The sequence below is a fragment of the Streptantibioticus silvisoli genome, from assembly GCF_027947535.2.
GTDB classification, from domain to species: Bacteria; Actinomycetota; Actinomycetes; order Streptomycetales; family Streptomycetaceae; genus Streptantibioticus_C; species Streptantibioticus_C silvisoli.
This window is the reverse complement of the sequence record NZ_JAAGKO020000014.1, coordinates 136763-149633: the sequence shown is the minus strand read 5'-3', so window position 1 is coordinate 149633 and position 12871 is coordinate 136763. Positions and strand designations below refer to the sequence as shown.

At 69.3% G+C, this 12871-nt stretch carries 8 protein-coding genes and 3 pseudogenes; 3 read left to right on the top strand and 8 right to left on the bottom strand.

The features are described from left to right. The first annotated feature begins 716 nt into the window (after nt 1-716). Both POF43_RS12380 and POF43_RS12375 read left to right on the top strand, forming a co-directional pair. Complete coding sequence (locus POF43_RS12380; RefSeq protein WP_271325775.1) at nt 717-971, top strand: hypothetical protein; 255 nt, start codon at nt 717-719, stop codon at nt 969-971. A gap of 820 nt (nt 972-1791) precedes the next feature. Next, entirely contained in the window at nt 1792-2052 is a 261-nt protein-coding gene (locus POF43_RS12375) for a hypothetical protein (RefSeq protein WP_271325776.1), read from the top strand. Nucleotides 2053-2394: 342 nt separating this feature from the next. Here the strand turns inward: POF43_RS12375 and POF43_RS12370 are convergent, their stop codons facing one another. The 6 genes and pseudogenes from POF43_RS12370 to POF43_RS12350 form a co-directional block, all read right to left on the bottom strand. Further along, nucleotides 2395-2934, bottom strand: coding sequence for a hypothetical protein (locus tag POF43_RS12370; protein WP_271325149.1), 540 nt, complete (start codon nt 2932-2934; stop codon nt 2395-2397). Nucleotides 2935-2980: 46 nt separating this feature from the next. Next, nucleotides 2981-4144 (bottom strand): dihydrolipoamide S-succinyltransferase, encoded by a 1164-nt coding sequence (locus tag POF43_RS12365; protein WP_308217736.1) that lies wholly within the window; start codon nt 4142-4144, stop codon nt 2981-2983. Between the two features lie 417 nt (nt 4145-4561). Beyond that, a complete protein-coding gene (locus POF43_RS12360; protein WP_271325490.1) occupies nt 4562-5446 on the bottom strand; it encodes a class I SAM-dependent methyltransferase in 885 nt (294 codons plus the stop codon). Between the two features lie 402 nt (nt 5447-5848). Continuing rightward, nucleotides 5849-6000: pseudogene (locus POF43_RS35305) on the bottom strand (IS630 family transposase); the annotation flags it as partial. A gap of 172 nt (nt 6001-6172) precedes the next feature. After that, nucleotides 6173-6504: pseudogene (locus POF43_RS35300) on the bottom strand (IS630 family transposase); the annotation flags it as partial. Between the two features lie 356 nt (nt 6505-6860). After that, nucleotides 6861-7091: a hypothetical protein gene (locus tag POF43_RS12350; protein WP_271312296.1), complete on the bottom strand. Its 231-nt coding sequence runs from the start codon at nt 7089-7091 to the stop codon at nt 6861-6863. A gap of 510 nt (nt 7092-7601) precedes the next feature. Between POF43_RS12350 and POF43_RS12345 the strand changes: the two genes are divergently transcribed. Then, entirely contained in the window at nt 7602-8897 is a 1296-nt protein-coding gene (locus POF43_RS12345) for a LuxR family transcriptional regulator (RefSeq protein WP_271321984.1), read from the top strand. A gap of 63 nt (nt 8898-8960) precedes the next feature. Here the strand turns inward: POF43_RS12345 and POF43_RS12340 are convergent, their stop codons facing one another. Both POF43_RS12340 and POF43_RS35295 read right to left on the bottom strand, forming a co-directional pair. Then, the gene (locus tag POF43_RS12340; RefSeq protein WP_271321983.1) at nt 8961-9491 is read right to left on the bottom strand and encodes a carboxymuconolactone decarboxylase family protein; all 531 of its coding nucleotides are present in this window, start codon (nt 9489-9491) and stop codon (nt 8961-8963) included. Between the two features lie 502 nt (nt 9492-9993). Continuing rightward, nucleotides 9994-12801 (bottom strand): annotated as a pseudogene (locus POF43_RS35295) (type I polyketide synthase); the annotation flags it as partial. Nucleotides 12802-12871: the final 70 nt, after the last annotated feature.

Here is a 12871-nt window from a genome sequence, read left to right as displayed (position 1 = left end):
GTCTCCTTCGGAGACACGACGCGGTGTCACTACGCGACACCAAAGACGCTGCGGCGCTTCGCGCCGCTGGCCAGCAGTGCGGGGTGAGCGGTGGGGGCCAATCGCCTTCGGCGACTGGCCGGCGATCCGTCGCACTGCTGGCCATCGAGTCAACTCTCCCATTTCAGCTGCTCGGATGGGGGCGCAAGCTGGGCGCGGATTCCAAGTGAGTGTCCCTCAGAGGCCCGATGGGGAGATCTCATATGGGAGGAGTCTCCTCTGACGTTTTGTCAAGTGAAGGTAGGCGCTACTTTGCGCTAGTTTTATTGGCATGGTTATGTGGTCTATACCTCTTGACTCTATTTCCTGACTCTTCGTCAGCCGATAGCCATGGATGGGAATGCAGTATTCGCAATCTCGCTCTGTTGAACTTGCGATTTCGGCGGCCGGACGAACAAGTCCACCCCTTTTACAGGGACTTCCGGATAAACGCGACGGTCGCCCGATGCGCTTCCTGACCGCTGTGCGGCATGCAGAAACCGCAATTCGTCCTTCGCGCGGAGTGGGTGACACCTACGCGGGACGTACAGGAGTCGGGCGGACGGCGTCAGGGGGTGGACGTCGTCGGCGAGGTGAAGGCATGCCTGATGCTGAAAAGTTGACCGGCGGGTCCACCAGAGAGTGGGGCCAGTGGGGAACCACGGTCGCAGCCGGCGATTCCCCACTGGTGGCGTTGTGTGGCTCCCACGGCGCTGGAAGACGTTGTGCGGCGCGGCAGTTGGCTCCTCCACGAGATGTTGGGGGCGTTCCGCAGCGGCAGGCAGGCACGGGAGGCCGGCGCTGTGGCGCGTATGCACAAACCGCAACTCGGCCTCTGCCTGAGTAAGTTCTCCCTCGCATCCAATATGCAGAAACCGCAATATGCCCCGGCCGAGGAGCCGGAGGTCGTCGCTGCGGTTGCCGACCTCGACCGGATCGAGCCGACCACGTGACAGGCCCAGTGCGCCGTCGGACGGGCCCAATAGGCGGTGAAGGGACGGGCGTTGCGGTGGGCGGACGTGCTGCTCGGGCTTGCGGCAGCTGGCCCGCTGGACGACGAGCTGGTCGGTGCGAGCGGCCCGGCCGCCTGGTCGGCGTTCCGTCATCACTCCCCCGCCACTGTCGCCCGGGTCGACGGGTCGGATGGTTTACGCGCTGACGGAGTTACCGGGGCACTCGCTGATCCGGGCGCAGTCACACCGACGGCCAAACCCATCTCGGTGGCCCCAACGACGAGCACGTTACCGGGCCGACGACGGTAACGGACCGGGCCGGCGGCGTGGCGCGGTCGGCGTTTCGGCGCGGGCTTCATAGCGGACGGTGGGCAGCACCAACACCGTTCGGAGAGCGTCGCGTTCATCACCCGGCAGTGTGCCGGAGGCGGGTGGCGGTGTGGTCAAGGCCGGTCGCGGAGCGCGGCGCGGCGGGGGCATGAGGTGGTCGACGAGGACGTCGTCGGGCGGCACTGCCGCAGTCTGTCCGGACGGATGTCGGGTGGGGGCGCGTCGGTCGAGGTGTGCGTCGGCCGGCGTAGTGGCTCTGTCGGATTCTGGCCCTCGGCGGAGGCCATGCCGGTGCCCCGAGAGCCACACGGTCCCCGGTCTCACGGGGCAGCTGCGGAAATCAGCCCAGTTTTCCCTTGGCCACTGTCTTACTCCGTGGCACATGTGCAGCACTGCGGGGCGAGTTCCGGGGCCGGATCGCGGTAACGGCATCCGGAACCCGTCCGTGCCGATTCCCCCCTCGGCACGACACCCGGCAGGCTCTCCTGCCATGAGACGACTCGCACTCACCGCCGCCGCCGTTGCGGCCCTCGCCCTCGGCATTGCCGCGCCCGCCTCCGCCGCCGTACGGCCCGCCACGCCGCCCGCCGGCACCTACCAGGCCATCGGGTTCGGCACCAGCTCACAAGCCGCCATGGCCAACGCCGAGGCCCAGTTCCCCGGCTGCTACGTCCAGACCATCAACTACCTGATCACCTACGACAACAACCCCTTCGACTGGGAAGCCAACCTCACCATGCGCTGCCCCTGACCCCGACCACACCACACCACACCACCACACCACACCACCACACCACACCACCACACCACCCCGCCACGCCCGCCACCCCCGGCACCCCCGGCGCCTCTTGATCCCGGGGGTGGCCTCACCTCACCTCTGGCAGCAGCATCACGGGCAGCACACCGGCGGCCTGACGGGCCGACATCAAAACCTGTGCCAAGCCCTCCCAGGCTCCGGCTGACGGGCGGAGCCCCGGGACTGCTCCAGCCGGCGCAGCGCCTGTGCGGACCGCGCGCAACGGCGAGGGGCGACGTCGATGTGAGCGGTTAGCGGTGGGCGGTTAGCGGCGGCTTTCGGCGGGGTGGTGTCAGGTCAGGCGAATCCGACGCCGGTGACGTAGGAGTAGGCATCGTAGTCGGAACCGATCAGGTCGTTGATGATGCTGTCCCAGATGTCGTCCATGGTCGCGTCGTCGCCCTCGTCCCAGGCGTGGACCAGATCACCCCACACGTACCGGACCGTGACGGTCCTGTCGCCGAGGACCCGTCGGCGGGGATCGCTGACCTGGGACTGGTCAACAGGGTAGATCTCCATACGCGTGCCGGCGCCGTCCTGCTCGAAATGCTTTTGCAGGGCACCGGAGCGGATCATGTTCTCCGCACGGCGTTCGAAGTAGGCCCGCTCGATCTTGCCGAGAGTGGCAGGACGGGGAGCGCGGGTACCGTCGGCGTAGGCACGCAACACAGACGGGCGGACCGTGACCCCGGCCTCGGTGAGTGCCGCGCGGCCCGGTTTGGAGGCCAGGTAGCGCAGGCGGGCCGACAGGCCGCGGCGTGTAGTGATCGGGGAGGCGATCCCGGTCGCGCGCACCACCTCCTGCAACTGCTGGGCCAGTGCCGCGCTACCGGGCATGCCCTGGGCACCGTAGAGGCCGAAGTCCCGCCAGCGACCCGCCACTTCAGCGGCCCCCGATCATGTAGGCACGCTTGAGCTTAACCTGATCCGGAGCGCGACCCTCGGTGAACACCTGGCGCCAGTCGCCACGTACATGGAGCTCGTCCGTGCCCGACATCTCATACACAGCCAAGCCGGACTCGGGCGCGGCCAGGCCGGCCTGACGCAGCTTGTACGCCTTACGCCAAAGATTCGCGAACGCCTGAGCGCGGAAGATGTGCACCCAGTCCGGACGGCGCAGCTCCCGGTTGGTCGTCGACTCCCCAATCGTGGACACAAACTTGGAATACATCGACTTCACATACTCGTACATCACATCGTCGTCGGTCTCGATCGCCTCACGGCGGGCCGCGACGAGAGCACGCCGGAGCTTCTCCACCAGACCCTCGGTCGCACCCGAAGTCAAGGACTCGTGGATGACCGGTACGTCGCACAAGCCGAGCCGGGAGGCCTCGAACAGCAGACGGAGTGTGGGCTCGGCAACCCACAACGGACCCGGCTCCTGACGGGCACCCAGGGGGTTGGGCAGGTCCTGGTGGTCCCAGCCGGGTGGAGTGATGCGATGGACACCGGAACGCTTACGATTGTGGACACCGGTGGTGTCGGGCTCCAGCCGGCCGATCGGCAGATGCGCCTTCAGCGCGGACAGGAACGCCGCATTCATATCGAGCGCGACCACCTCGATCGGCTCAGCAGCCCCCTTCACCGCCTCGACGAGAGCAGAGTTACGCCACTTCGGGCGACCTTCCCAGATTTCGTCCGGGCCCTTCTGCGTCCGCTTCTTGAGGATGTCGGCGGTCGGGGGAAACTCCGAGTGTTCGTAACGGCCCCCGACGCGGGACAGCTTGAACAGCTCCATGACGTCCACCAGGGCACGCTTCTTGTCCAGGAACTTCGTCGCGGCTTCGACGTCCCCGCCATGCGCTTCCAGAGCAGCGGAGACGTTAGCGCGGATCCGGGCGGTCAGCACCTCCGGCCCGGTGGCACTCCCCGCCGCGCTCCCGGCTACCGGTGAACGCCGTACCGGCGAAGCGAGCGCCGTGGTGGGTTCCACCACCGTGGTCGGGACTGCGGGAACCTCAACCGCATCAACGGCGGGCAGTTCGGGGGGAATCGCGGCCCCCGGCGCCAGGACGGTGAGCGCCGGGGCGGCGTCGGTTGCTGGCACGGCGGGCAGCGCGGCGTCAACTGCCGGCACGGCGGGCGGCGCCGACCCCTACTCCCCCGACCTCATCCAACAGCAGGCTGCCACCCAACTCCCTGAGGAGACACGTCCGACCGCCGCCGTCCAACCGGCGACGTCCATCCGGCGTCCCCTACGCACAGGAACCATCAGCGAGAGGACCCCCTGCGACGGCAGCCGGCCCGCCGTGCCGCCTTCAGCGGGGTCGGCCGGGCCGGCGCCGTCGCCGTTCGTCCCGCTCCGGGCACCTGTCCCGCATCCACTGACCAGGCGGGTGTACATGCCGGGAGGCAAGGACGCGCGGGGGGCGCGGGAATGTCGGGTGCCTTCACCGCGCCAAGCGCTGCGGTCCGTTCGGCGGGCTCTTGGCGTGGTGGGCCCTGGTGGGGCCGACCGCGGCGGTCACCGGCTTGCTGTGATGTACTCCAGCTTTCCGCCGTTGCGACCCATCGTCCCGTCCAGTTCCCGGCCGTACCGGCGTGCGGTCTGCTGTGCCGTGTCGGAGCGTGCTGTCCATCCCAGGCCGGTCAGCACACGCTCGGGGTGCTCTTTGTCCTCGTTGTGCAGGAGTGTGGAGATGTCGACTCCCATCTGCTGGCCCGCCTGCGTCATCTCCTCCTCGTCGAACATCCCCAGAGACTGGGTGTCCACGTGCTCGACGGCGATCCGGCTGCCGGGGGCCGAGAGGCGGTGGATGGTGGCGAACAGGTTGTTTTCCGCATCGGCCGGCAGGTAGGGCAGCAGTCCCTCGGCGAGCCACGCGGTCGGTCGGGTGGTATCGAAGCCCGCGTCGTGCAGGGCGGCCGCCCAGTCGTCCCTCAGGTCCACCGCGACCGCCCGCCGATCGCACCGGGCCTGTGCCTGCTGCTCGCCGAGCACGGTGTCCTTGAACTCCAGCACCCTCGGCTGATCGACCTCGAACAGCCGGCAGCCAGCCGGCCAATCCAGCCGGAACGCCCGGGTGTCCAGCCCGGCCGCCAGAAGAACGGCCTGGCCTATACCGTCGGCAGTAGCCCGCGCGAAGAAGTCGTCGAAGAAACGCGACCTCACGGCCACGTAGGTGGCCATCGACATCCACACCGTGTCGCCCTTCCACGCCTGGCTGTCAAGATCCCTCGGATGCGAAGGCAGAGGAACAGGCGCATCGGCGGCCTCGACGAACGCCGAGGCGTAGGGATCTGTGACGAGCGCGCCGGAACGGTGCGTCTCCAGTGCCCGGGCCGCAGCGACCCCGAGCGCGGTGACACCGACCCCGGACACGATGTCCCACTGGTTGAACGAACTCATGACGACGCACCGCTTTCTCTGGACGTGAAGGCCCCCGCAGACAGGCTGCCGCCCCCAGCCGCCATCGTCGCCCACAGTCCCCGACCCGCAGGACGGCCTCGAGCTGCACGGCGGGGTCCCCCACGGCCGTGCACTGCCTTCCAGGGCGTGAACGCACGGGTTCGCCGCAGTGATGACACGACGACGAACACCCTGCCGACAACACACCACCGGCCGGCACCCCGCACCCCGGCTTCGTTCATCTTCGACGACAGCGTTGGTCGATGAGTTGAGCAGCAGTCAGCGACCAATGGCACGGTGGATGTTCACGAGTCCTGACGGCGCTTCATGGTGCAGTCGTGTCCGTCGCCAGGCAGTCCCATGATGTTCAGCACGGGGCTCCGGGTCGCGGCAGTCGCGTCAGGAAAACCTCTTGCGTCCGTCGCGCCGGCCGTCGTCGGACGGGGGCGGTAGATCGGGCGGGGGCATTGCCCGGGTTTGCAGCAGGTCAGCGCGGCGCTCGGGATCCGGCAACGGGAACGGCCGCGGCCCCGGACGCCCGGAGTGCGGCCACGGGGTGACTGCCGGATGCCGACGCGCCGGGCCCTGGGCGGGACGAGGAGGCGGTGGGGGCGGTGGCCGGGGGGCGGAGGTGTGGTCGTGCGCGGACGGCTCGCGGCGGCCCGTGGAGCCTGGCTCGTCCTCGAGGACGAAGCCGGCTTCTCCATGACGCCGTCGCCCCCCGCATCTGGGTCACGGTCCTGACCCAGGAGAGAGTCCGGCGCTGCTCCTCCCACCCGTGCGCGGCCGGCCCCTCGGCCGGCTCCGGCCTCCAACTGCGCGACTCGCGCGTTGCCCAGCCGAGGCAGCGACATCGGACCACTGGGCCGCAGCGCGCCGGACCCGCCGGCCTCCCGGGCCAGTCGCCACCGCTGCACCGACCCGACACTCACCCTCACGTCCTCGGCGATCACCGAAGCGGCCTCGCCGGATGCGAACCGCTCGGCCGCCCGCATCCGTAACTGCTCCCGGAACCGCTGACGTGCGACGGTCAGGCCGCCTCCTTGTGGATACCGCATCGCACCGTGATATCCGATCCATCAACAGCTCGTCAGCCCCAACGACATCACACGTTCAACCCCGCTATGACGTCGGCATAACCGTCCAACGCCCCGAGAGCCTCAAGGCCATCAGCAAGCCTGGAAGATCTTGGTGGATAAAGGACTATGCGCGGGAGGCGCCATTGAGGAGGATGGCCCGACCAGCTATCTTATCGGCATGGTCACTTGGTGCCGTTCCGGCTCTGCGGTGAGGGGATCTCCAGTAGATCTCGGCGCCCGGCAAGATGGCGGTCCTGAACGCTCGCCATAGGCTCGCAGACTGTGAACCTATGGGGTGAAGTTGGCAGCGAACTTGCCGCCGGTCCGAAGGCTGGTCAATCGGGTGTCCGGGCTGCGAAATGTTTACAGAAGCACTGGCGGAGCGGCTCCTGCGTTCCGCAGGTGGTACAGATCCAGGCGAATCCTCGGCTCAATTCCCCTACCGTGGCGAGGGAAAGCTCCTTGGGATCGACGGTGTGGGCGGGAGGGTCGAGGATCAGGTTCGCCAGCACCGCGATTTCGGAGAAAACCGCGTGGTTGCGGCGGCCCTCGGCGGGGATGCCCACGTCAGCGGGGTGCCTCTCGATGCGATGGGGCGGTCGGTCTATTCGCCGGCGGGATCGATAGCCATTCCGGAGAAGGACCGCTTCTCGATGAGGGTGCGTTTGATCGCGCGGGATCTGCGTGCTGATAATCATACTGTGAGGGCGAGTTGGTCGCGTTACCCGGCCACACGGGTACGTTGGTAGTCGCGGTGGGCGCAAAAGCGCCAGCAGCTCTCAAAGTCGCCGTTGTTGCTGACGGCGCGCAGGAGGAGGATGGCTTCGGCGTCGTCCCGCCCCCGCCTCACCCTTCTGTTCGGACGACGTCTGTCGTGGCTCGGCACCACGACCCGCGAGTAAACACGCTGGCAGGTCGCCGGAAATCATGGCCGGCCCAGTTGGGCAATGGCGCCCGCAGCAACGAAGTGGCGATTGACGAGAACCGTGGATCGAGAGTTTCAGGTGAGTAAAAAGACTACGCGAAAGCACTCACGCGCACGGTTCCGAAGTTTCAGCGAAAGGTGAATGGGCGTCATGCGTGATGGCCGGTGCCAGTTACCCACCCAGCTGCCCCACACACCGTCTGAAGGTCCTACCGCCAACGCGGCCGACGACCGCCTGGACAACCCGCTCGCACGCTCCCTGTCCGCCTGGCTCGCCGGTGAGGTCCGCCGGGCCATCGAGCTGGCCGCCGCACCCGGCGGTGACGAGCACGACCCAAGGCTCGCCAAGATCTGGCACGCCCGGCTCCTGACCCGCGTCCGCGAACTTCCGGAGGCCACGCGGCTGCTCGACGAGTTGACCACCTCGTGCGATGTCGCCGACGACGCCGGTGTTTCAGCCGCGTTGACCACCTGCCGCGCCGAGTTCGCACTCGCGTCGGGTGACGCCGGCAGTGCGTTCGCCGAGGCGAACATCGGCCTCGGGCTGGCCGAAGGGGCCGGCGCCTACACCTTGCTGCCGGACCTGCATGTCGTCCTGGCGCTGAGCGCCGTCCGGCAGTCCGACACGTCGACCGGCCTGCGATTCGCGCGCAACCTGGGCGATGACGCCCTGCTCGGCCGTACCGCGCACGTGCCCGGGCAGTGCGTGTGGGCCGCCGCCCAGGCGTTCGAGGCCGACGGCGGTCCGGCCGGCGTCAGTCACCTCGTCGAGCGCCTGATCGCCGACGACCAGCTGACGCGGGAGCTCTTCGCGTCTCAGCCCGCCGCCGCGGCGTGGCACGTCCGCCTCGCGCGAAGCATGGGGGACGAGCGACTGGCCTTCAAGTGTGTCGTGCAGGCCGAGTCGCTCACCGTGAAGTCGTGGGGTTTTCGTTCGCCCCATGCGGCGGCGCTGCACGCCGAAGGGCTGTTCGAAAAGGATCCCGATAAACTGCGCGCCGCTTGCGAGCTGTATTCGGACGGCTGGGCGTCGGCGTCGGCCGCCGAAGACCTGGCCCGGACGTGGTCCTCGCTGCGTCTGGGCCAGGATCGTGCCGTCGAACAGTTGAAACGCGCGGCCGCCGATTACGAGCGGGCCGGCGCGGCCCGCGACCTCGCTCGGGTCGCGAGCAAGCTTCGTGATCTCGGCGTGCGATCGGGCCGCGTGCGGCGGCCGATGCGCCACGACGGACACCGCACCGGCTCCCTCACCGACACCGAGTTCGCGGTGGCCAACCTGGTGAGCCGGGGCCTGACGAACGTGCAGGTCGGCCGTCAGCTCTACATCTCCGCGCACACCGTGGCGTTCCATCTGAAGAAGATCTTCCGCAAGATGGAGGTCTCTTCGCGAGTGGAACTGGCCTGCACGTGGGTGAACCTCACCTCGGATCAGCGAACTGCCGGCTGACGGCCGACGTCCACAGCCCTGATCGCGGGTGCGGATCAGCCGCGCCCGCGATCGGGGTCCGGATCAGCCGAGCAGCAGCGCGTCCGCTCCGGCCGCCGGGTCGGGGTCGATGCGCAAGGTCGTCATCATCCGGGCAATCATCAGGTAGTGGCCCGCGACGAGCGTGAGTTCCACGACTTCCCGGTCGTCGAGAAACGCGCTGACCGACGCATAGGTCGCGTCGTCGACCTCGTCGCGCACGACACCCGTCACGAAGTCGACCACGGCGCGCGACAACGGCTCCAGCGCGTCGAGGTCACCTCGGTCCAGCGCGTCTATCTGGTATTGGGTCGCGCCCACCGCCAGCGCGACGGGCACGTGCTGGTCCCACTCGTAGCGGGCGGTGAGCTGCCCGACCCGCAAAATCGCCAGCTCGCGCAGCACCGGGTCCAGGGCGAGGTGGTTGAGCAGCGCTCCGCTGAAGCGCAGCCACGGCCGGAACGCGGTCTCGGCGTGGGCCATCAATCCGAAAACGTGGAGCGAGGGCAGCTTTGACAGCGGTTCGGCGATGGTTTCGGAAGCGGTGGAGGAAGTAAGATAAGGAACGCGTGCCATATCTTAAATGGTAAAGGCAATTCGGCCGCAGGTAAAGAAAAACCGGTTCCCCGATTCTGCCCGACCGTACTCGCCGCAGGGTTTGTTCAAGTTCCGTGGGTGTCCGGGTTGTTGGTGGTACCCGGGAGTGGGGGTGCGCGTTCGGTTCGTGGCGGATCGCCCGGGTGGGTCCTGGCCGGGTCGTCGGCTCCGAGGGTTCGAGCGGGCCGGTGGAGAGGTCGCGGAAAGTGGCCATGGCGCGGGCGCCGGCCCGGTGGGGACGGTGAGGCGTCCTCGGCGAAGGTGACGTCCCTGATGTGGTGTTGGGCCTAGGCTGTCCAGTGACCGCGGAGTGCGGCGGCCGGATCGGCCAGGTCGGGGGGCGGCCCGGCGCCACGCGGCCACGCGGCGCCGGTCGGCCACGTAGGTGCCCACCGCCCGGTCCGGGGCATCACCGCCGACGGCCCCCCAGGAGTCGACCGGTCGCGGTTCGCGAGGGCGGATACCCGCGCCGCCGCCGCTTTCACCGCACGGTCTCCAGCCATTCCCCGACGGCCCTGGCCGTCGAGCTCACGTGCTCGGCTTCCAGCATGGTGAAGTGGTCACCGGGCACTTCGACGACCGTGGCCGCCGCGGCGGCCACTTCATCACGCCATTCGCCCCCGCCGCCGTGCGCGAGGGCCTGCGTCGAGCGGATGTACAGCGACGGCACCGAAATCCCCTCAGGCCGCCAGCCCCTGAGCAGATCGAGGTTCCACAGCTGCGCGGTGATCCGTTCGGACAGCGTGTCGAAGCCCATCCGGCGCACGTACTCGACCAGCCTGGTGCTCAACGCGCGCTGCAGGTTTTCGTCGTCGAACACGCCCCGCTCGCCCTTGAGGTTCAAGGTGTAGGTGTCGAGCAGCACCAGGCCGGCGGGAGCCAGGCCGCGGGTGTGCAGCTCCTGGGCGAGCTCGTACGCCACCACCCCACCGGAGGAGTGCCCGGCCAGGGAGAACTCCGTCCCACCCACGAATTCCTCGACCGTGTCGGCCAGACCGGTCACCAACGCGGCCCGGGTCGCGGGCAGGAGCTCGCCGGCGGCAAACCCCGGAGGCACCAGGGCCGACACCTGGTTTCCCCGGCCCGTGAGCTCGGCTGCGAACCGGAGGTAGACCTGTGGCCCGGTGGTCATGATCGTCGGGCACACGCAGATCAGGTGCGGTCCCTCTCCCGCCGGGGAAATGCGGACCACGGCCGGTTTCGCCTTCACCTGTGCCGGGTCGTCGAATTTCTCGCGCAACCGCGCGGCTTTTATCATGAGTTCTTCGCCGAGTTCCGGCCGGCCGTTCTCGATCGCCGCGAGATAGAGCTCAGCGAACAAGTCGTGGTGTTCCGCAAGCGGACCACCCCGGTCGCCGGCCCGTGGCAGTTCGGACAATATCGTGTCCAGTTCCGTGGCGAGGCTCCGCAGGTCCGGGTGGTCGAACACCAGGGTCGCGGCCAGCTGCACGCCGGTTTTGGCCTGCAGCGAGTTGCGCAGTTCGACCGCGGTCAACGAGTCGAAACCCAGTTCACCCAGGAGCCGGTCCGGTTCGATCGGCGCACCCGAGGTGTGGCCCAGTACCGCCGCCACCGCTTCGCGGACCACGTCGATCAGCACCTCCTCGCGATCTCTTGCGGACAGCCCGGCGAGCCGCTGCCTGAGCCCCTCGCGATCGGGCCGGCTGTCGTCGGCCGCCCGCCGGCGTGGACCACCGGCCAAAGACCGCCACACCGCCGGGATGTCCGGCCGGGCCCGCAGCGCCCGCACATCCAGCCGGGTCGCCGCAAAGACCGCGTCGCCGGTGCCCAGCGCCCGGTCGAAGAGCGCCATCTCCTGCGCCGCGGACAACGCCGGCTCGCCCACCCGGTCGTCCCAGGCGATCGACACGCCCGGCAAGCCCTGATCGCGGCGGTGCCACGCCAGTGCGGCCAGGAACGCGGCGTCGGCGCCCCGGCCGCCGCTGCCCTCAAGGCCGGCCAGCGACGAGAACACCATGAACAGCGCCAGATCCCGGTCCCGGGTCAGTTCGTGCAGATGCCAAGCCGCGTCGACCGTCGGACCCGGTACCGGGTCGGAGTCCTCCTCGGGCAACGAGTGAGCCTCGGCGGTGTGCACGACGCCGATGAGCGGCTGGTCCGCGGGAACCGAGGCCAACACCTCGGCCAGGGCTCGCCGATCGGTCACGTCGCACGCGGTGACCGTGACGTCGGCGCCCTGCTGAGCCAATTGCGCCACCAGCTGCGCCGTTTCCGGCTCGTCCGGACCGCGTCGGCCGAGCAGCAGCACACGCCGGACACCGTGCTCGGCGACCAGGTGCCGTGCGACCACGTGGGCCCGCTCACCGTCGGTGATCGCGACCGTGCCGGGCACCAGTGACGTGACCGGTCCGCCGGCGTCGCCGGTCCGGGTGAGCCGGGCGGCGTGGAGTCGGCCCCGGCGCAGGGCCAACTGCGGCTCGTCGGCGGCCACGACCCGCCCCAGCGCGTCGGCGTCGAGGTCGGCGTCCGTGTCGAGCAGGATGACCCGGCCCGGGTTATCGGCCTGCACCGAACGCACCAGACCCCACACGGCGGCTGCGGCCACGTCGGTCACCGGCTCACCGGGCCCGACCGCGACGGCGCCCCGCGTGACCACGACCAGCGGGACGGCGGCGAACCGCTCCTCGTCCAGCCAGCGCCGCAGCCGGCCCCTGACCCGGCCGGTCACGTCGTGGGTGGACGCCACGACGGCGTCCGGGTCACCGGACACGCTGAGCACGGCAGCCTGCGGCGCCGTCCCTCGTTCGAAGGCGGCGTCGACCGTCAGCCACTCGCTCACCGCAGCCGCGGCGCCGGTGGTCTCGAGCCACTCCATCCGCAGCAGCACCTGATCGCCGGCGGTGCGGCTGCCGGCGGCCGGGGCCCGTACGGCCAGCGAGCCGATCGACAGCACCGGCTTGCCGGTGCTGTCCGCGGCGGCCAGCGCCACCTCGTCCGGCCCGAGAGGCGTCAGCGCCACCCGGAGCCGGGCCGCACCCGAGGCTCGCAGCACCACGTCGGTGAACCGGAACGGCAACCGGCCGGAACCGGCCGAGTCCGCGCCCGCGGTGGCGCCCGCGGTGGCGCCCGCGACGGCGAACGGATGTGAAGCGGCGTCCAGCAGAGCCGGATGGATCCCGAACGAACCCGCCGTCGCGCGGGCGGGCTCGGGCAGATCCACCTCGGCGAAGATCCGGTCCCCGCTCTGCCAGGCTTTGGTCAGGCCCCGGAACACCGGCCCGTATGCGAGCCCGAGGTCGGCGAGTCGGTCGTAGACCCGCTCGATGTCCACCGGCGTCGCACCGGGCACCGGCCAGGTCCCGCCGACGGCTTGGAGCAATTCGTCGGTCCGGGCGGGC